The following is a 21757-nucleotide window of genomic DNA, read 5'->3' as shown; positions in this document are numbered from 1 at the left end:
TATATATTTCATTTAGTTAAAACGAAAGGTCTTACAACAATAGGAGATATTATTCAATTCACTAATGAAGAGTTGATAGAGATGGGCTCTAATTTTGTTGATTATACTGTTGAATGTGTTATTGATTTTGTAAATTTTATTAAACAAACTCCTTTTGCGTTTATTGATGAAGAAAAATATTTTTATGTAGTTGATACAAAGACGGAAATGCTAGAATTAAAGACTTTATATTTAAAATATATGGCCATTTCATTTGGTTTTTCAATGAATAGTTTTATAAACGAATATTTAGCTATTATGAGTTGTGAAGACATATATAAATCATATTATGTATATTCTTTTCAAGGAAAAAATAAATTAAAAAATAAATTAAATGATTTAAATAATATTTTGTTTGTTAATGATACATATATAACAAAACAACAATTTTCTGAACAAAAAGCAAAATATTATGAATATATTAAATGATATAGAAAAATCTTCACAAATGGTCCCATAATATTAAACAACACATTAGCTAAATACATAGATAATGCACAATATGATAATTTAAATAATACAATATTATTTAATGATGAAATTAACGACATTTTAGATGAAATAATTTTTGAACATTTTTATTTCAAGTTATTGAATAATAAGATATTTCTTTCAGAAGAAAAATTGTTTTCTTCTGTTTCGAATGAATTCCAAAAAAATAAATTTAATGCCTTAAAAATGATTAAGAATCATATGGATATTTACACTAATGGAATATATTATTTTTTTAGAAAACCTTCAATAGAAACAATATGCAATGGCAAAAATAATGATGAATTTACTTATGATAAATGAATTGCTGATAAAAAAAATCAATTTAAAAGCAATGATTATTTATTGCAATACGAACATTTAATTAATAAAATTATTCCTTCAATATTTAATAAAGGAGTTTTATTTACTAAATATCGCAACATTGTTCATGGAAAAACCAATATTATCTTAAATGATGATTATTATTGAATTTCATTTATAGAATATATGTCATATTTTTTTAGCGAAGATTTGGTGGATATATTAGTAAATAAATATAAATTACCCCCTAAATTATCATTATTAATTTTCGGCGTAAATAATAAGATAATTCATAAATTATACAAAGCTCGGTATAAAGAAAACAAAAATAATATTTTGAATTTTAATCTTGAGGAATTTCTATTATTTGATTATGATATACCAATTTTTATTAAACATTTTTTAGCAACGAATATTTTAAATGTCTATGAAGAATTATTTAAGAAAAAGCTTAACGGTATTGATTATAAATATGAAAATCAAAATTTATTAACGTTCAATGATTTACAAATTAATTTATCTGCTTATTTTTTAAATAAAGATTATGTAAAAATAGTTAATTCAAAATTATTTAAAGATTTTGAACAATTGATAATTCATATTAAAAGAAATTCAATGTCAATGTTATCAATTATTGAAGAATATTTTAAAAATTATGTATTAAATGAGACTGAATTAAATATAATTTTTCAAAATTTATTAAATTGAGTAGAAAACAACTTATCAAATAAATGAATATTTAGTTTTAAAAAATGACATATTCGTGCATTTGAAGCTTTGTTAGCGCGTTATTCAAACTTTTTAATTTGCGGAAATAACCGCAAATGAAGATGAAGGGAATTTGATAAATATAATTATGATGATTTTTTGGAAAAAATAGAAATTTTTAATTATAAAAATATGATTTTTACAACTAGAATAATTTATAACAAGAATATTGATACAATGAAAGAATATGATATTCGTAATGAACATGAATTACATTGCATTTTAAGAAAATTATTCAATTATAAAATATTAGTTGGTTCGTGATTATTTAAAAAAATGCCAACATTAGTCAATGGAAATGTGAATGAAGATCAACAATTATTAAATTTTATTAAATCTGTTGCACCTATTCATAAAGAAGAGTTATATCAAAAATATGCAGACGAATATGGATTTGAAAAATTTTATATACCAAATAAAATGAATAATTTTTTAGAATTAAAAAGTTTACTGGATAATAATGACGTATATAACTATAATACTATTTTGTTGAATGAAGAGCAAGTTCAAGAGATTAAAACAAAAATAGTAGAGCCAATCGAAGTAACATCTGATATCGAAAAAATAATTGCAAATATTCTTGAAATTGACATTTTCTTAGTTAATAAGGCGCATTTTAAACAAATAGGTTATATAAGAAACTCGGAACTATCATATCAAGATAAATATTTAAATTTATCTGATGCATTATATAAAGGAGTAATTGAGGGGCAAAAAGTTGTTAGTTTATATGATTCTTTTAAGTTTATTAAAGACGGAATTAGTGGTTGAACTTATAATATGTTTTATGTCTTGCTTAAAGAGTTTAAGCTACTTAAAATATCATCAGATAAATGTATTACGCTAGAATCGCTATTAAATAGCGACACAAATATTAATTTAAATGATTTATATAATTTTATTGAAGATGCCTTGTTGTATGAAAAAAACGAAATGTTTTTCACATTTGAGAGTTTATTAAAAAGAGGTTTTAAACATAAAATATTAGATTTAGGATTTAATAACTATTTTTATAATTCTATTTTAAATTATGGTTTAGATAGTAAATTTATAGTTATGAGAAAACCATCAATATATATAAGGTTTCCTTCAAAAGAAATAACTTCTTTTAATGAATTTATATATCACATAATGTTTAATGACATTTGAAAGGAATCTAATAATAGTCAAAATATGAATCAACCTATATTTATAGAAAATATTGTCGAATTTTTAAATGATAAATATTGTATAGAAATTAATAGTTCGAAATTAATTAAAGCATTAGAACAAATTGGATGCTACGTTACAAAAAACGCATTGATGGTTTATGATTCGAAAGAAAACTATATAAATTGGATAAATATAAAGAAAAATATAATAGGAGATTAAATAAATGAATTTAAAAAATGAACCTAGAGTTATTAAAACAAATTTAGTTAAAAAAATTTACGCAGATGGAATGACTGCTGAATATGATGTATATGAAATACCATTAGATTTATTATTCTATAATGAATTTAATGATCGTGTTATAACATATATATCAAATTATTCTAAAGAAGAATTGCAAAAAATGAGACTTGAGAATAAAGAAAAATATAATGATTTATTTGAAGAAGTAATAACAAACACTAATATTCCAGCAATGAAAAAAACAAAAAATAATATTGATATTGTTGGTCAGCTTGAAGTTGGTGTTGTTTTAAAAGACGGTCGAATTATTGACGGAAACAGAAGATATACCGCTTTAAGACAATTATCAAAAGAAGGAAGAGCAAAGAGGGGATTTCAGGCAATTATTTTGGATTTCGATTATGAAACAAATTTTAAATTAATTAAACAATTAGAGTTAGAAATTCAAATTGGTAAAGATGAGAAGCTTCCTTATAAGGCTATTGATGTACTAATTAGTATTTATGAATTAGTTTGTGAGAGAGAATTTAGTATATCAGAAGTCGCAAAATGAACAGGTCTTTCAGAAAAACAAATTAATGAAAATATTGAAAATGCTAAATTAATAAATGAACTTTTGTTTTTCATTAATGCTAAAAAACAATATCATATTGCAAGGGAAAACGATTGACTTTTTCCAATTGTGGAAATAAACTCGCTTTTAAAGAAGGCTCAATCTTTAAATATATCTAATCAGGAATTAACAATGCTGAAATATTCATTATTCGCTTCTTTAGTTGTAACATCTAATGGTGATAAAACCAGAATTTTTCGTAATTCATATAAAAAAATAATTCAAACTCCTGAAATGATATGCTCTTTTATCCAAAAATCCGATGATATTGTAAAGAAAATAAATGAAAAAGCTAATATACATAGTGATGAAACAAATACTCTTGATGTTAAGGAATTTTTTAAATCTATCATTCTTGATAATGAACTTAATGATAAAGTGACTCATGTTCGAAACGCAATGATAGAAAAATTTGAAATATTAAATTCATCTAATAAGATGATAGAAAATATTGAGCAAGTACAAAGAAAAATAGAAAATCTCGATAGTGAGATGTTTAGGGTTTTGTCAGTCGACGAACAACAAAAAATGAAATCATTAATAACCAATGTGATTGAAAAGTTATTTGATTTAAAGGAAAAAATTTAGTGTGGAAGAAATTCATATAGATATTGAAAATAATTGTACATTAGTTATAGATTGAGGAAATAGTAAAAATGATGTCGTCAAAAGTTTAGAATATAAAATATCAGGCATCGATAATTATGTTGATAATGAAAAATCTAAAATTTCTCAAAATCTAACATTTTTTAAAAAGAATTTATCTATAAGAGTTATTAAGAATATATTAAATTCAATTAATGATATTATTAATTGTTTCGACCCAAAAATAATATTACATGTAAGCGAAGAACTGAAAAGCAAAATTAATAAAATTAATAATTTAATAGAAGACAAAATCAACTTAGGTACAAGCATTAAGTCTAAAGAGTTTATAAATGATAAAAAATTTAATAGTTTTTTCATTGAATTCAAAAATATTGTAAATAAATATACAATTAGAAATTTAACTGAAACACAATATCATCATGCCTTTTTTGCAATGTTAATGAAAAATTCTGCAAATTTTTCTGTTCCAGGAGCTGGTAAAACGGCTTCAATATTAGCAACTTATGCATATTTATATCACAAAAATCTTGTAGATAAAATATTGGTTATATGCCCAAAGAATGCTTTTAATTCATGAATTAATGAGTGAAAATTTACATTCGGAAACAAATTGTCTCTCAATTTTCATATTTTCAACAATAAAAAAACTATTATGCAGGCATATATTGCAAATTTAGTTATCGTTAATTATGAAAAAGTAAAAAGTAATATAAATAGTTTACATAATATAATTAATGAAAAGACTTTAGTTGTTTTTGATGAAGTTCATAAAATTAAAAATCCTAAAGGAATATATGCAACTGCTTGTATTAAATTAATTGAGAATACCAAAGTATGAGGAACGATTCAATTATCAGGAACACCAATCCCTAATAGTTATGAAGATATTTATAATAGTTCAAAATTGATTTATGGAGATGAAAGAAACCATTTTTTTAATTATGAGCCCATTTTTTTAAGAAATATCACTAGAACTGGGAATGTTAGTCAAATTAATTATATTAATGCCCAATTATTTCCATTCTATGTTCGTGCTTCTAAAAAAGAATTGAATGTACCGGAACCATTGATTGATAAATGATATGAAGCAAAATCATCTTCCGATGAAGAAAAATTAGTGTCTTTATTAAAACAATATTATAAAAATAATTTTCTACTTTTCATAATAAGATTAATGCAATTGGAATCTTATCCAAAAATGCTTGTTGATAATATAAATGAAGATGATTTATATTCAATTATTGAAGATTGCGATCAAATTAATGATTTAAATCTTCAAGAAGAAACACAAGGATTTTCTGAAATTATAAAAATGGTTAATCAAATTTCTAATAGTAGTAAATGTGAACGATTATTAAATTTAGTTATAGATCTTATTAGTCAAAAGAAACAAGTAATTATTTGGTGTATTTTTACAAAAACTATTGACCATATTAATGATATATTATTACATCGTGGAATTATATCTTGCAAAATATATGGATCAACGAAGGAAATCGAACGCAAAAAAATAATAAATAGCTTTAATGATAAAAAAATTGATGTTATAATTACAAATCCTCATACATTAGCTGAATCGGTAAGTTTTCATAAAGTTTGCCACGATGCAATATATTATGATTTAGGTTATAACTTGGTTCATTTTTTACAATCAAAAAATAGAATTAATCGTCTTGGTTTAACCAAAGAAGATTACACCCAGTATCATTTTATATCTCAAACATATAGCAATATTTTACTTAATGATAATTTGATGCATAGAATTTATGATAAGTTAACTGAAAAAGAAAGAATAATGTTGGATGCTATTGAAAATAACAAATTAGAATTTAATTCATCATTGAGCAAAGAAGAAATTATTAAATTGTTTAAAGATATTAATTTAGACTAATTCATTTTTTAAGTATTATAAAAATTATGAAAAACAATTCAAATAATTGTTTTTCATTTTATTTATTAATATAAGTTCATTTTAAAATATTTTATTAGATTCAATAAGAAAAAAGACACTCATACTGGGGTAGTAGAATGTCTTTTTTCAAAACATGAATAAATACTTATGCAGAATTTGTATTATTTATCTTCATTTACATTAAATGTTTTATGAGTTTTCTTCTTTTTCTTTTTTTACTTCTGGTTCATTTTCTAATGTAACTGAATCTTCTTTGTCAGATGATTTTCTTTCTTTTTTAACAGATTTTTTTGAAGAAGCTTTTTTACTTTTTTTGCTTTTCATTTCTTTTAATTTCACAAGAATTTCTTTTTTCTTTTCAGGATGATTTTTTAACTCTTGTTCTAAATTGTATTCAAGCATTAAATCACCAAACTCATCTAATTCAGGATTATCCTCAATTTTAGCTTTATGATGATCAGTGAATAATATAGTTGGTAAAATAACCACATTTCTTCTTTTATGTTTATAAAAGAAAGGAGCTAATCTATCAATCATTAATTGTTTTAATTGCGGGACTGTTCAATCACAGGTATTTTTAATTACATATAAAATTGCACCATGAACAATTCGTTTTGCTTCTTCAATTAAATGTAAAGAATTCTTTACATAAAAAGCTCCTCTTGAAACAATTCTTGGTTTACCTAAAATAATGTTTTTTTCCTTGTTAATGGCAATAATAACATGTAAAAAACCATTTTGGGCTAATTCCATTCTTTCTTTAATGATATTAGCATTAGTTTTAGAAAGAACATTTCCATCAATGAAAACTGGACCAAAATATACTTTTTCATCAGATAATCTTAGTTCATGATTTTCTAAATAATAAACTTCTCCTAATTTAGCAATTACAATGTTTTTTGGATTCACTCCACTTTCAGAAGCAGTATATCCATGAACAACACTCATCCGGTATTCACCATGATAAGGCATGAAATATTTTGGTTTTGTTAATTCAAAAATTTTCTTATGTTCTTCTTTATAAGCATGCCCTGAAGTGTGGAGATAACCATCAACTCCATTTTCCTTAATAATTGCTCCTAATTTGTATAAACGATTAACTAGTAATTCAATTTTAGAACGGTTACCAGGAATTGGCGAAGAAGAAAAGATAATAGTATCATTATTTTTAATTGTTACATAAGGATGTTTACCAAAAGACATTTTAGCAAGCCCAGCTAATTCTTCACCTTGTGATCCGGTTGTTAAAATAACTACTTCATTTTCACCATATTTACTTAGTGATTTTTTATCAATCAAAGTGTCTGGAGCGATATTGATATAGCCTAATTTAGTTCCGATTTCAATTCCATCCACCATTGATCGACCGAAGGCAACCACCTTCTTATTCATTTTTTCAGCTAATTCAATAATTGCTTTAATTCTTGTTAAATTTGAAGCAAAAACAGTGATAATAATTTTATTTTTAGCTTCTTGCATGTATTTATGAATATCAGTTAAAATATCTTTTTCAGAAGGTGAGTGGTTTGGACGCATGGCATTTGTTGAATCAGAAAATAAAACATCTAAACCTTCATCACCAATTTGTTTTAAACGGCTAAAATCAGTTAAGTTACCAATAGGTGTGTAATCGAAACGGAAATCCCCAGTCATCATTAATTTTCCATTTGGGGTTGAAACACGAATTCCAAAAGCATCAGGAATTGAGTGTTGCGCTGTTCAAAAATCAACTTTACAATCACCAAAATCCGCTACTAAATCCTTTTCTATTTCAATGAATTCTACATGAGTTTTAATTTTCATGTTATCAAATTTTAATTTCAAATATTGAATAGCAATTCTTGGAGCATAAATTCTTTTAATATTAACTTCTTTTACTAAATAAGGAACACCACCAATGTGATCTTCATGACCATGTGTTATAAATAGTCCTTCAATTCTTTTTTGGTTTTCTTTTAAATAAGTATAATCAGGAATACTTCCATTTACTCCGGTTGTGAAAGTATCACAAAATTTAATTCCTGTATCAATGATAAAAATATGTTTGTCATGTTCAATTACTAAAGTACTTTTTCCAATTTCTTGCATTCCGCCTAACCCAAAAATTTTGGTTGGTTTCATTATTTCCTCCTTTTTATTATTAATGTGAAATTCAAGTATTTAATTTGGCTTTTTTATTTTACATTATTATTCATAAATTCTTTCATTTTTTAGAAAAAAATTATATATAATATTCAACATGACTAAAAAAGAATTAGAACACAAAAAACATTATTTTAAAAATGCTGCTAGCGATGCAAAGAAAGTTATTTCTAGAGGAAATATGTTCATGCTTGCTATTGGTATTTTATTAGGTGGGGCATTTGGTGCAGTTGTTAACTCTTTAGCAAATGACGTTATTATGCAAGCTATATCATCAATATATGGAGGTAATGCTGATTTAGATAAATGAATTGTTCATAATATGAAAATCGGAAAATTTCTAGCTGCTTTAATTAATTTCCTTGTTGTAGCAATTTTCGTATTTGTAACTTTATTCTTAATTTATGCAATCAAAAATATTCATGACTATAGAAAACATAAAAACGATCCTATTACACCAGAACCTACTCCAGTACCAACTAACGAAGAATTGATTTTAGCTGAATTGAAAAAAATGAATGAACAATTGGCTAAAAACTCATCACATATGGTGGAAGGAAAATAAAAAAATAAGGCTAAACCAGGATTTAAAATCTGGTTTAGTTTTTTTCTTCACATTATTTTTTTGGGGTATAATTAAAACGTGTTTTAATACACTGAAAATATCGATATTATATATGTAAAAAAAAGGAGAGCTTAAATGCCAATGAATTTAAAAGGTCGTAGTTTAGACTCAGCTTTAAACTTTACAACCGATGAAATTAAATACTTATTAGACCTATCAATTAACCTTAAAAAAGCTAAATACCAAGGTCTACACACAAATAACCGTCCTCTAGTTGGAAAAAACATTGCTATTATGTTCCAAAAAGACTCAACTAGAACACGTTGTGCATTCGAAGTTGCTGCAGCTGACTTAGGTGCAAGCTGTACATACATCGGACCAGCCGGATCAAACTTCGGTAAAAAAGAATCAATCGAAGACACCGCTATGGTTTTAGGACAATTCTATGATGGAATTGAATTCCGTGGATTTGCACAAGCTGATGTTGATGCATTAGTTAAATATTCAGGAGTTCCTGTATGAAACGGTTTAACAGATGCAGAACACCCAACACAAATGTTAGCCGACTACATGACAATGATTGAATTCTTAGGAGATGTTAAAGGTAAAAAAGTTGTTTTTGCTGGTGACATTAAAAACAACGTTGCTCGTTCAATCATGATTGGTGCAGCATTTACAGGAATGCATGTTGTATTATGTGGACCTAAAGCACAACACGAAATTGTTAAAAATGCTCCAAGCCACAAACCAGTTTACGATGCATGTTTAAAACTATTTGAAAGAAATGGTGGATCAGTTTCATTCTCAGATAACAAATTAGAAGCAGCTAAAGGCGCAAGTGTTATCTACACCGACGTATGAGTATCATTAGGAGAAGACTTCTCACTATTTGAACCTCGTATTCAAGAATTAGGTGCATTCCAAGTTGACATGGATATGATCAAAGCTGCTAATGAAGATGTTATCTTCTTACACTGCTTACCAGCATTCCACGACGACCACACTTTATTCTCAAGTGAAATCAAAAAACAATTTGGTGAAAAATACCCAGTTGTTGCAACTGGTGCAATGGAAGTAACTGACGAAGTATTCCAATCAAAATACAACAAATCAATTGAACAAGCTGGAAACCGTATGCACTCAATTAAAGCAGTTATTCTAGCTACATTAGGATACTAATTATGAGTAGAATCGTTATCGCATTAGGTGGAAACGCTTTAGGAAATAATCCTGAAGAACAAAAAGAATTAGTTAAATTACCTGCCAAAAAAATCGCTGAATTAGTTAAAGCTGGACACCAAGTTATTGTTGGCCATGGTAATGGACCACAAGTTGGAATGATTTTTAATGGATTTGTAAGTGCACATGAAACCAACCCAAAAAGTCCTTTAGTTCCTTTACCAGAAGCTGGTGGAATGAGCCAAGGATACATTGGATACCACATGGTAAACGCAATTACAAACGCATTTCTTGAAGAAGGCTTAAAAGAACAAGAAGTATTGTACATTTTAACCCAAACTTTAGTTGATGCTAAAGATCCAGCATTCCAAAACCCAACTAAACCAATTGGCCCATTTTTTGCAACAAGAGAAGATGCAGAAGCATCTAACCCAAATAGCGTTATTGTTGAAGATGCTGGACGTGGATACAGAAAAGTTGTTGCATCTCCAAAGCCAATTAACTTTGTTGGAATTAACCAAATCAAAAACGCTATCGAAGCAGGAGCAACTGTTATTGTCGGTGGTGGTGGAGGAATTCCAACTGTAACTGATGAAAAAGGTTATATTTCAGGTGTTGATGGTGTTATTGACAAAGACTTTGCTTTAGCAAAAATGGCATCATTAGCAAAAGCCGACTACTTTGTTGTTTTAACTGCTATTGATAATGTTATGGTTAACTACAAACAACCTAACCAAAAAGCTTTAAAACACGCTACAAAAGCAGAATTAGAACAATACATTAAAGAAAACCAATTTGCTCCAGGAAGTATGCTTCCTAAAGTTCAAGCTGCAATTAAATTCGTTGAAGAAGGCGGAAAAGCAGCATTCATTGGTGATTTAAAAGATTTAGAAGCAATTATCAATGAAGAAACTGGAACAAAAGTTACTTTAAATTAATTATTTATCAAAAAAATCTCAAGCCTTTGGCTTGGGTTTTTTATTAAAATCAAGAATTTTTTCATAATTTTGATAAAATAGAATACGCAAAAGGCTCAGCACGATAACATATTGTAAAAATTTTTTGTTTTGGATATAGATTTGAAAGTAAGTAAGCTGTATCACTGAAATCATTAGAACAAAAAACATACATTAGAGTTATTTGTCCTTTGCAAGAAAGGAACAACATGTCAAGATATTTAAAATCAATGTTTAAAAGAAGTAGACGTTATGGCGTTTCACTTTTAGAAAACAATAAAGAATTCACAAAAGGTAAAAAAAGAACTACAGCTCCAGGTCAACATGGCGCTAAAAGAGCTAAACCATCAGATTACCAATTACACTTATATGAAAAACAAAAAGTTAGATATATGTATGGTCTAAATGAAAGACAATTCAAACATTTATATACATTAGCTGCTAAAACTGAAGGAGTTACTGGGGTTAATTTATTACAAATGATTGAATCAAGATTAGATAACTTAGTATTTAGAGCAGGATTTGCAAGAACTAGAGCACAAGCAAGACAATTTGTAAATCATGGTCATTTTACTGTTGATGGTCATAAAGCTGATATTCCTTCAATGAGAATTAAAGTTGGATCAGTTATTGAAATGAAACCAGCATTCCAAAACAATGCTCAAGTTAAAGATGCTTTAGAAGTAATGACTACAAGTTCATGATTAACAAAAGAAAACTTCAAAGTTACATTTACTCGCCTTCCAGAAAGACATGAATTCGCTAAAGATATTAACGAATCATTAATCGTTGAATACTACAATAGACGTTAAGAAAAAAATACCGATGTAAAAGTCGGTATTATTTTTTAAAATTGAAGGCAATAAAATTAATATTTTTATTTAATTCATAGAATTTTTGTTCATAATCGGTGAAATAATTTTCAATCGGATAATTACAATGATGTAAATTTGAAGTGTGATAAATAATGTTGGCTTTGTAATTGGTTAATTCTTCTAAAGCAAATTGATATAGACCATCATTATCTGACTTAAAATAAATTATTCCGTCTTCTTCTAAAATTTCTTCATACAGTTTTAAAAAATCACGATAAACCAGTCTTCTTTTAAAATGTCTTTTTTTCGGTCAAGGATCAGAAAATGTTAATCAAATATTTTGGCATTTTCCTTCAAAATAAGTTAATAAATCTTTAGCATCGCCAATTAATAAAAATAAATTTTCCAAATTATTTTGATTTAGTTTTTTTAAACTGCTTAAAGCGGGTGTTGAATATTTTTCTAAACCAATGTAAGTTAATTCAGGATGGTTTTTAGCCAACTCATTAATCATTTTACCCTTCCCCATTCCAATTTCTAAAATAGTGTTATGATCTAATTTAAAAGGAAAATGGTTGATGGTGTATTTTGATTCTTTTAAAATATGAATTGCTTCTTTATTATGTCTTAGTCTCATAGATACAATTTTACCTGATTTATTTTTAATCAAAATAAATCAAAATTAAAAGCACAAAAAATGCTGGTTTTTAACCAGTCATTTTTAATTTAATTAAGCAGCAGTTCCTGTGTTTTCAGTTGTAGTTCCAGTAGCAGAAGTTGAAGCAGTTGGCATTGCTACAGTGATTTCATGGTTTGCATGATCTAGACCACCTAGTGAATATTTTCCATCATGGTTAAACACAACAGGTTTTAAAGTAAATATAATGTTATTATTATCTTTTCTTCAACCAATAATCCCTGAAATTTTCTTAATTGGTTTACCTGATTTATCGGTTCCAGGATATGTTGGTTCAGTGCCATTTGCTAATTGGAAGTCTTTGTTTGAAGGGGTTGTTGCTAATTTAACAATAATTGCAGGTTTAGATTTTCAATCTGGGTGTTTACCTTTTGCAACTGTAATTAATCCAAAGTTATTTCTGTCATAATAGAAATCATTATTTGCATTAATTGCATCAATAAATGCTTGTTTTTGTTCTTCAACAACTGTTAATGTAAAGTTTGAAGCATTGTTTGCTCATTCTTCATATTGAGTTAATTTTTCTGATGCAGCAGGTTTAGGAACAATAAATGATTTTGTCAATGTTTTAACATTTCCACGTTCATCTTTAATATCAAATTTAACAGTAACTTTTCTTTCCTTAGCATCTTTTGTTATAACGATTGTTGAAACGTCAACATAGTTTGTTTTAACAGTAAATGTGAATTTTAAATCATTTTGACTAATGTCTTCAAAAGAAGCATTTGATTTTTCTGATAATGAAACTTCACAATCTCCTAAATTTTGACAGCTAATCATTGCTAAAGGTGCAGCAACAGCAGCACTTAAACTAGCACCACCTAATAATAGTTTTACAAATTTTTTCATTGGTTTCCTTTCAATAAAAAAAGCAACACAAAAAAAGTGCTGCTTTAACTTGCTAAATTAATTTTCAATTTTATCATTTTTAATTTCACATATATATTATAATTCTAAAATGAAATAAGAAAATATTTTTATTAATAAAACAATAAAAAAATGCGTTTTTTCACGTTTATTTATTTCATTTTTTTAAAAAAAGCATTCTCTTAAAGGAATTTTATGAAAAAAGAAGAACAATTAGAAAATTCAATTTCTTCTTTTAATGATCTTTTAATGCCAGAAGAATTAAAGGAAGCGCAATCAAAAAAAACACCCCGACATTTATTTGATATGGGACAAATCACTACTATTCAGGCTTTTAAATACGATGGGACATTATATCGTCAATACGAAGGTGCTAAAATCATTGCTAATTTAGATGATTTTGTTGTTCTATTATTAGTTAAGACTAAAGTTATGGAAAGAAGTATTAATTGAGTAGTATCTGATCCAATTTTATTTTTCTTTGCTAAAAACAAATTTTATAATGCAAGCATTACTTTAAATAAAGAAAAAGATAATTATATTTATATTAATCTAGCAAGCCCTTTTTATATTGATAAAGGTATCATCAAATATATTGATTTTGATATTGATATTAAAAGTTATTTAGATAAAGAATTCAATGTAATTGATTGACCAGATTTTAAAAATTCTATTAATTTATATAAATACCCCTTAGAACTAATTTATCGCATGTATGATGAATTAGATTTCTTATATGAACAACATAAAACTAAAAATGGTGTTTTTTCTAAAAAATTAGTTGATGGATTAGAAAAAATGTTAAGAGAATCAGGCGATATTGATTAAAATATTGCTTGATTTTTGTATTATAATATTTTAAATTATGAATAAGAAATGAATCTTTAAGAAAAATGAATCTTTAAAACCATTAATTGATTATGTTTTAGCTAAATCAATGGAACTTGAAGCAATTTTATTAAATGGTGAATTAGGAGCTGGTAAAACAACCTTTACAAGCCAACTAGCCAAATCCTTAGGTGAAACTAAAACAATTATTTCACCTACTTTTAATACAATTTTAGTTTATGATCATTTAGTTCATATTGATGCTTATAAACTAAAAGGAGATTTATTTGCTTATGAAGATTATTTTGAAGACAAATTAGTAATTATTGAATGAGCAAGAAATATTGCACATAATTTTCGAAAATATATTGAAATTGAAGTATATTTTGATGAAAATCAAAATCATGTATTTGAAATAATAAAGGAGGTTTAAATGGAATTATTTTTAGAAACAAGTTTATCTTCTTTATATTTAGCTTTAATTAATAATCAAAAAATAATTGATAAAATTGAACTCAAAGCCTTAGTTAAGAAAACTGATGCTTTATTTGAACAAATTAATTTGCTGTTTGTTAGAAATAATGTGTCAATTAATGATATTAAAAAAATTAAAATCACAATTGGTCCGGGTAGTTTTTCTGGAGCAAGAATTGCTTTATTATATGCTCGTAGTATTTGCCAACTAAGTAATATTAAACTAGCAATAACTACAACTTATGAATTAATTAAAAAACAATTGGAACTAAAAAATCAATTTGAAGGATACATCAAAATCAAAGCCAATCGTTATAATACTTATTTAATTCATTTTGATAAATTAACAAACAAATTTTTAAGTAGTGAAATTATTGATGAACAAAACCAATATCATGAATTAGATTACGACTTTTTAGAAACAAATTTTGAAAAATTTGAAACTTGTTTTCAAGAAATAAGTGATTTAATGGGAATTGAATTATGTTATTTACATGATCCACAAATTGGAGGTCTTTAATGTTAATATTTGCTATTGAATCTTCACATGACGATACTTCTTTTGCTTTATTAAAAGATAACCAACCTATTTGAATGAAAACTATTAGTCAAATTGAAGTTCATAAACAATATGGTGGTACAGTGCCTGAAATTGCTTCACGTTTACATGTAAGAAATATTGGTTTATTAATTGAAGAATTAAAAACTGTTATTGATCCTAATTCTATCGATTTTATTGCTTACACTAAGGAACCAGGCTTAATTGGCTCTTTACATGTCGGTTATGTTGTTGCTAATGCAATGAGTCAAATTCTTAATAAACCAATTCAAGGTTTTAATCATTTAGAAGGTCATTTTCTTTCAGCTTTTATTGCTAAAGATGTCGAATATCCTGTTTTAGGATTACTAGTATCTGGGGGACATTCACAATTAATGTATTATCAAGATGCAAATCATTATGAAATTTTGGGAGAAACTCAAGATGATGCTGTTGGTGAAGTTTATGATAAAGTTGCAAGGAAATTAAATCTAGGTTTTCCTGGAGGCCCAATCATTGATCAACTTTGAGCTGATTATAAAGAAACTTATCAACAACATTTTACAATTCCTCAGACTGAAAAAGAACTTAATTTTTCATTTAGTGGTATAAAAACTCATGTAATTAATTTAATTAATAATCGAATTAATCGTCATGAAGAAATTAATTATCAAAAATTTGCAACTGAATTTCAAAACACTATTATTTTATATTTAAAAGAACATATGCAAAAAGCCATTGAATTATATAAACCAAAAAGCATATGTTTAGTTGGTGGAGTTAGTGCTAATTTAGGAATTCGAGAAATGTTTTTAAAATTACATGAGAATGTTTATTTACCAGATCTAAAATATACGACCGATAATGCTATGATGATTGCAAGATTAGCTTATGAAAAAAATAAAAAATAATACTAAAATTTAATAATAAAATATTAATTTGGAGGAGAATGAAAAAACAAAGTATTTCAAGAAAATTAGCTATTTCTGGTTTGGTAATGTTAATTATTGCAATAATACTTACAATTGGGATAGGTGTATCTTTTTATTTTGTTGGCTTAAAATATGTGGATAAACCTGAAGAACAATTTGTGGCACTATTATTTAATGGATTAGTTTCATTAGCATTAGTAATTTTAATTTCTATTGTTTTTATCGCCTATTTTGTGCTATCAATTATTGCTGCAGTTAAAACAGAAAACACCACCGCAAAGACTCTAACTATTGTTGGTGTATTCATATTACCAATCTTAGCTTTTGTTGGTTTGATTATGATTATTGTTTTTAATAAGGATATAAATAAAGATAATACTAGTTCATTTAATAAAGATAATAATAAACAACAACCAAAGATTACATCTAATCAAAATTTATTTTTAAATAGCTCAAATGATAAATAAAAAAAATAACAAAAAATAGAAGTATTAATTTCTTCTATTTTTTTAAACTTTAATTTTTAAATTTGTTTTTTTCATTTGCATTTGAATCAAAATAGCTGTTGATATTATTATTATTATTCAATAATTCATTTATGATTTGATCATTTGCTTTTGTTTCATTTTTATTTTTTAATTCATCTCTTAAAAGTGTTTTTAGATCTTCATTAGCTTTTAAGGCTGAAGGCTTTATTAATTCATAATTATTCATAATTCTTGATAAGATAATTAATGAAGGTATTATAAAAAAATATTCCAAGAATTAATAAGGATTGTGCGTCTATTTTATGCATTTTGATTGCTAATAAATGTTTAAAAACGTCTATAATAATTCAAAGTAAAATGACTATACACAAAGCAATATGAATTTTGACAATGGAATTTCTTGATTTGCGGTTATTGAAATTAAATATAAGAGGAAACAAACAAAAAAACATTAATAATATAAATAAGTTTAAAATTAAGGAAACTAATGGTATTTTTTATGTCATTTTTCATTTATATAATCTCACTTATTGAAATTTGGACAAAAAATCATTACTATAAAAGTAAGTAATTATTTTCAAATCTCTAATTCAATTTTAAATTACTAATAATTATCTTTTATTCTTTGATAATTGATTTGATTTTTATTTCGATAAGCTTTTAAAATATCATCATATGTTATATCAACCAATGCTCCTAAAGCTAAATATGCCCCATAAGCTTCAATAACATTTTGTTTGGTATAATCATTTAATAACTTAGTAAAACAAATATAAGTGTATGCTAATTGCAAACAAAAATTATGATCTTGGAAGATTAATTGGATTTCTGGATCAATTTGAAAATCATTTGCAAAACTAGTTAGAAAATGAATGCCATCAGCAAATTCTTCAAGCATTAAAGTTCGATTAATGTGCTTATCTTTTTTTCAATATTTAAAAGCTTTTACTTCATTTGCAAATTCACTTAGTTCAACAATTAAAGCAATAGTTGCTTTAATATGATGATTTTCTTTTTCTTCTTCAACAACATTTTCTCAAATTGCTCGATCTAAGTCAATTTGAGTTTTAAATATATCTGATAAATTCATTACATTATTATAAAACAAAAATAAAATTGTTATAATTAATAGTGTATTTTTGCTCCAGTGGCGGAATGGCAGACGCAGTTGACTCAAAATCAACCGGTTAATCCCGTGCTGGTTCAAGTCCAGTCTGGAGCACCATATATAAATTTGCCAAAGACCAATATTGGTCTTTTTTTGTTTAATAAAAAAAGTATCAAATTAATTGATACTTAAAATTATATTTCAAAAAATTCTTCAACAATTTTTTGTAATTTCTTAAAAATAGCTTCTTTTTTTCGTTCTCTTTCACCCTTAATTCTTGAAATAGGTGGAAGAATCTTATCAAAATCTTCACCATTTTGAACAACATAACCCTTATTAATAGATTTTTTAATAAAATCCGTCGCTTGAGATAGATCATTTTTTAATCTTTCTTCTTTTACAACTTCAGCAATTTTATCTTCTTTTTTATTTTTTGCAAATAAATAGAATCTCTCAAGAATTTCGTCCTTAGTTTTAATCTCACTAAAATCAGTTATTTCGATAAATTCAATGACAATCTCTTCTTTCGCTCTTGTTCCTAAACTCGATTTCAAAATTCTTCTAATCTCTTCTTTTAATAAGTTTTTATTATTGCAAAAATTCTTGCCTTGTGTTTTTTCTAAAATTAATTGTAAGATGAAATCTAGATTAATTTCATCTGTTTTCATCAATTCTAAATGAAATTCTAAATTGGCAAAATCCAAGTGTTTCTTTTCAAAATTATCAGATTCTCTTTTTTTATTAACTTCTTCTTTTATTTGTAAATAAATACTTCGATAATCTTGAATTTGTCTTTCTGATAAATTTGATTCTTTAAAGTCATCAAAGTTTCTTAAAATATTTTCCAATTTTAAAAAATCTCCAAAGGTTTTAATAAATATTTTTTTATCAGTATCTAATTGAATTTGAGTTGGATCGGGGAAGTTAGTTAATAATTTATTACATACACTTTTATAGCCTTCGTTAAATTCACCAGTAGCTTCATCTTTGAATCCATTCATGTAATCTTGGTAACTTTTTTCTAAGATAACATTTAAACTATTTTTATCGCCAAAAGTTTTAATAGCATCTTTAGTAGCAGTTTCTAAATCTCTAAAACAAACGACATTACCAAAGGCTTTAATTGCATTTAAAATCCGGTTAGTTCTTGAAAAAGCTTGGATTAAGCCATGATATCTTAGGTTTTTGTCCACAAACAAAGTATTTAGCATCGGCGCATCAAAACCAGTTAAAAACATGCCAACAACAATTAGCAAATCAATTTCTTTGTTTTTCATTTTTAAAGAAATGTCTTTGTAATAGTTTTCAAATTTTTTTTCATCAGTTGAAAAATTGGTGTTGAAATTATGATTATAGTTAGCAATCACATTTTCTAAAAACTCTCTTGAAGTAATATCCAAAGTTTCGGGATCAAAATTTTCTTCACCAATTTCACCACTAAAAATTTGGTTTTCATTAGGGTTAAAAGTAAAGATAGTGGCAATTCTTAATCTTTGTTCTTCTGGTAGTTCTGATTGCAATTTTTCTAAAGTTTCATAATAAATTTTGGCTGCCTTAATATTTTCAACAGCAAACATTGCATTAAACCCATTAATTCTTCTTTTGTTTAAATCGTAATAAACATTACGGTGAGTTTTAGTATCAAAAACCTTTAAAATGTGCTTACAAATTTCTTCAATCCGTTTGGGATGAATTAAAATGTCTTTATCTAATTTGATTAGTTTTTCAATATCTAATTCTTGCTCACTATCTTTAAATTCAGGGTTTAAATTAATGTAATCAACTTTAAATTTCAAAACTTTTTTATCTTTAATAGCATTTGTAATTACATATGAATGTAATTGGGCACCAAAAATACCTGAAGTAGTTTCTCCACCCAAAGAATTCTCAACAAAAATAGGAGTTCCAGTAAAACCAAATTGGTAGTATTTTTTAAATTTTCGTTGAATATTTCTTTGTGCCACTCCAAATTGAGAACGATGACATTCATCATAAATTAACACACAATGTTTGTTATAAATTGGATGAGTTGGATTATGACTAACAAATTTGTTTAGTTTTTGAATAGTAGTTACTATGATTCGATTATCATTTTCCTCAATACTCTTTTTTAATGCTGAAGTATTTTTAGTTGAAGTAACACTATCTGGATCAAATTTTTGATATTCCTTCATTGTTTGATAATCAAGGTCTTTACGATCGACAATGAAAAACACTTTATCAATAAAACTTAATGATGAAGCCAATTTTGCTGTTTTAAAAGAAGTAAGTGTTTTTCCTGAACCAGTAGCATGTCAAATAAAACCACCAGCTTCTCTTTTGCCATACATATTATTTGCATAACTTGAATTTATTTTTCATAAAATTCTTTCAGTTGCAGCAATTTGATAAGGTCGCATTATTAATAAATTATTTTGAGTATCAAAAACACAATATTTAGTTAGGATTTCTAATAAAACTCTTTTTTCAAAAAATGTTTTAGTAAAGTCATCTAAATCATTAATTGCTTCATTTCTAGCATCAGCTCATTCGCTTGTAAATTCATAACTATTTTTGTTTTTAGCAGTAGTATTGGCAAAATAACGAGTTGAAGTTCCATTGGAAATAACAAAAATTTGTACATATTTATATAAGGAATTATTGATATTAAAGCTTTCTTTACTATATCTTTGGATTTGGTTAAAAGCTTCTTTAATATTGATACCACGTTTTTTTAATTCAATGTGGACTAAAGGCAGACCATTAACTAAAATAGTTACATCATAGCGATTTAAATGTAAACCCTGTTGTTGGATTTGATTGGCTACTTGAAGAAAATTATTATTGATATCGGTTTTATCAATAATCTTGATATTTTTCATTGTATTGTCATCAAACACAAAGTTATAAACATAATCTTCTTGAACTTTTCTTGTTTTTTCAATAACTCCATCATTAGGAGTATTTAAATATTCTAAATTAAATCTATTTCATTCATCATCACTAAAATGAATTTGATTTAACCTTTCAATTTGAATTCTTAAATTTGTTTGTAATTGTTCTAAAGAAGAAACTTCTAATTTTTGATAACCTTGTTTTTGTAACTGCTCAATTAATTGAGCTTCTAAATCGGCTTCACTTTGATAACCATTATTAACCATATTTTCTTTTTTAAATTTAGTTAAAATAATTCCATTATTCATTTCAGCAATAGCTGAAACTTGGTTATTATTTGAGTCTTTGGTCTTGTCAATCATTCTTTACCTCTTTTTGAATTCTAAAAGTAGTTTACGATAATAATTATATTGCTTTTGACGAGCTTTAATTTCTTTTGTTAGTAGTCCATTAGTATTTTCAATTAATTCTTGAAATTGATCAAGGATTTTTACAATATTTTGTTGAATTTTTAAAGAAGGAATTGGCACTTTAATTTTACTTATTACATTACTCATTAATTTAGGATTACCTGACCCCCCTGTAACATGTTTTTTGGTCTCTATTTCTAGGAAATAACTTAAGAATTTAGGAACAATTTGTTGATTATCTAAAGGTTTTAGGATTCCACAAATATTGGTTGCTGAAAACTTTTCATTACGATAAAAAATGGTTCCAGCATAGGCTCCATCAGTTGTTCAAGTAATATATTCACCATCAAAATCATAAGTTTTAATTCTACCAATTTCACCTTTATTCAATGTTTGTGAAGAATATACTGGATAATTTCCTTTATTTTTTTCAAGGTATTTTTTAGATATTACTCTGCCTCTTTTGATTTCACATATTTCTTCAAGTTTTTTATATTCTAATCCAGAAGAAAGATTTAGACCAAGGATACGCATTGCTTCTTGAAGAATCAAGAAAAAGCCATTACTTATCTCTCTCTCTCTCTCTCTCTCTCTCTCTCTTCCTATATTATTTTCATTGGCAAATGAAAGTAGTTTTTCACGATAATATTCATATTGCTTTTGTCTTTGTTCAATTTCTTTTGGCAAAAGCCCTTTAGTATCTTCAGCTAACTCTGAAAATTTATCTAAAACTCTTACAATTTGATTTTGGAT

General features: G+C 26.0%; 19 protein-coding genes and 1 tRNA gene. 13 read left to right on the top strand and 7 right to left on the bottom strand.

The window, feature by feature from the left end:
* Positions 1-81: 81 nt before the first annotated feature.
* From T401_RS06420 to T401_RS0100695, 3 genes are read left to right on the top strand one after another with little or no spacing between them, the layout of a single operon-like run.
* A complete protein-coding gene (locus tag T401_RS06420; RefSeq protein ID WP_033178582.1) occupies positions 82-2973 on the top strand; it encodes a hypothetical protein in 2892 nt (963 codons plus the stop codon).
* Positions 2974-2977: 4 nt separating this feature from the next.
* Complete coding sequence (locus T401_RS06415) at positions 2978-4198, top strand: ParB/RepB/Spo0J family partition protein (protein WP_033178581.1); 1221 nt, start codon at positions 2978-2980, stop codon at positions 4196-4198.
* Position 4199: 1 nt separating this feature from the next.
* Positions 4200-6110 (top strand): SNF2-related protein, encoded by a 1911-nt coding sequence (locus tag T401_RS0100695; RefSeq protein ID WP_052169632.1) that lies wholly within the window; start codon positions 4200-4202, stop codon positions 6108-6110.
* Between the two features lie 210 nt (positions 6111-6320).
* Here T401_RS0100695 and T401_RS0100690 read toward each other — a convergent pair whose 3' ends face one another.
* The gene (locus T401_RS0100690) at positions 6321-8252 is read right to left on the bottom strand and encodes a ribonuclease J (protein ID WP_052169631.1); all 1932 of its coding nucleotides are present in this window, start codon (positions 8250-8252) and stop codon (positions 6321-6323) included.
* Between the two features lie 118 nt (positions 8253-8370).
* On the opposite strand from T401_RS0100690, the gene T401_RS0100685 reads away from it, so the two are divergent.
* The 4 genes from T401_RS0100685 to rpsD all read left to right on the top strand — a co-directional run bounded on the left by T401_RS0100685 (position 8371) and on the right by rpsD (position 11785).
* Positions 8371-8838: a large conductance mechanosensitive channel protein MscL gene (locus T401_RS0100685; protein ID WP_052169630.1), complete on the top strand. Its 468-nt coding sequence runs from the start codon at positions 8371-8373 to the stop codon at positions 8836-8838.
* Between the two features lie 135 nt (positions 8839-8973).
* Positions 8974-10017 carry an ornithine carbamoyltransferase gene (argF, locus tag T401_RS0100680; RefSeq protein ID WP_033178580.1) on the top strand — a complete coding sequence of 348 codons (1044 nt, stop codon included), beginning with the start codon at positions 8974-8976 and terminating at the stop codon, positions 10015-10017.
* 2 nt (positions 10018-10019) lie between these two features.
* The gene (arcC, locus tag T401_RS0100675) at positions 10020-10955 is read left to right on the top strand and encodes a carbamate kinase (RefSeq protein ID WP_033178579.1); all 936 of its coding nucleotides are present in this window, start codon (positions 10020-10022) and stop codon (positions 10953-10955) included.
* A gap of 227 nt (positions 10956-11182) precedes the next feature.
* Positions 11183-11785, top strand: coding sequence for a 30S ribosomal protein S4 (gene rpsD / locus T401_RS0100665; RefSeq protein ID WP_033178577.1), 603 nt, complete (start codon positions 11183-11185; stop codon positions 11783-11785).
* Between the two features lie 28 nt (positions 11786-11813).
* Here the strand turns inward: rpsD and trmB are convergent, their stop codons facing one another.
* Complete coding sequence (gene trmB / locus T401_RS0100660) at positions 11814-12425, bottom strand: tRNA (guanosine(46)-N7)-methyltransferase TrmB (protein WP_033178576.1); 612 nt, start codon at positions 12423-12425, stop codon at positions 11814-11816.
* Positions 12426-12518: 93 nt separating this feature from the next.
* Positions 12519-13334: a hypothetical protein gene (locus tag T401_RS06410; RefSeq protein WP_033178575.1), complete on the bottom strand. Its 816-nt coding sequence runs from the start codon at positions 13332-13334 to the stop codon at positions 12519-12521.
* A gap of 213 nt (positions 13335-13547) precedes the next feature.
* Here T401_RS06410 and T401_RS06405 point away from each other — a divergent pair, with 213 nt between their 5' ends.
* The 5 genes from T401_RS06405 to T401_RS0100630 are packed head-to-tail and all read left to right on the top strand — an operon-like array spanning position 13548 to position 16591.
* Positions 13548-14180: a DUF402 domain-containing protein gene (locus T401_RS06405; protein ID WP_084274527.1), complete on the top strand. Its 633-nt coding sequence runs from the start codon at positions 13548-13550 to the stop codon at positions 14178-14180.
* A gap of 37 nt (positions 14181-14217) precedes the next feature.
* Complete coding sequence (gene tsaE / locus T401_RS0100645) at positions 14218-14613, top strand: tRNA (adenosine(37)-N6)-threonylcarbamoyltransferase complex ATPase subunit type 1 TsaE (RefSeq protein WP_211246852.1); 396 nt, start codon at positions 14218-14220, stop codon at positions 14611-14613.
* On the top strand, positions 14614-15174 hold the full coding sequence (gene tsaB / locus T401_RS0100640) for a tRNA (adenosine(37)-N6)-threonylcarbamoyltransferase complex dimerization subunit type 1 TsaB (RefSeq protein ID WP_033178573.1): 561 nt from the start codon (positions 14614-14616) through the stop codon (positions 15172-15174).
* Entirely contained in the window at positions 15174-16103 is a 930-nt protein-coding gene (gene tsaD, locus T401_RS0100635; RefSeq protein WP_033178572.1) for a tRNA (adenosine(37)-N6)-threonylcarbamoyltransferase complex transferase subunit TsaD, read from the top strand. The genes tsaB and tsaD overlap by 1 nt, the downstream gene beginning before the upstream one ends.
* 38 nt (positions 16104-16141) lie before the next feature.
* Complete coding sequence (locus T401_RS0100630; RefSeq protein ID WP_033178571.1) at positions 16142-16591, top strand: hypothetical protein; 450 nt, start codon at positions 16142-16144, stop codon at positions 16589-16591.
* 49 nt (positions 16592-16640) lie between these two features.
* On the opposite strand, the gene T401_RS0100625 is transcribed toward T401_RS0100630, so the two are convergent.
* Complete coding sequence (locus T401_RS0100625; protein WP_033178570.1) at positions 16641-16838, bottom strand: hypothetical protein; 198 nt, start codon at positions 16836-16838, stop codon at positions 16641-16643.
* A 378-nt stretch (positions 16839-17216) separates the two neighbouring features.
* Entirely contained in the window at positions 17217-17702 is a 486-nt protein-coding gene (locus T401_RS0100620; protein WP_033178616.1) for a dUTP diphosphatase, read from the bottom strand.
* A 51-nt stretch (positions 17703-17753) separates the two neighbouring features.
* On the opposite strand from T401_RS0100620, the gene T401_RS0100615 reads away from it, so the two are divergent.
* Positions 17754-17837: transfer RNA gene (locus T401_RS0100615), tRNA-Leu, on the top strand.
* 77 nt (positions 17838-17914) lie between these two features.
* Here T401_RS0100615 and T401_RS0100610 read toward each other — a convergent pair.
* Entirely contained in the window at positions 17915-20956 is a 3042-nt protein-coding gene (locus T401_RS0100610) for a type I restriction endonuclease subunit R (RefSeq protein ID WP_052169629.1), read from the bottom strand.
* A 3-nt stretch (positions 20957-20959) separates the two neighbouring features.
* A partial coding sequence (locus tag T401_RS0100605; protein ID WP_033178569.1) for a restriction endonuclease subunit S occupies positions 20960-21757 on the bottom strand: 798 nt, incomplete at its 5' end.

It is taken from the genome of Mycoplasma anseris ATCC 49234, assembly GCF_000702805.1.
GTDB classification, from domain to species: Bacteria; Bacillota_I; Bacilli_A; order Mycoplasmatales; family Metamycoplasmataceae; genus Metamycoplasma; species Metamycoplasma anseris.
This window is presented reverse-complemented; position numbering and strand designations above follow the sequence as displayed.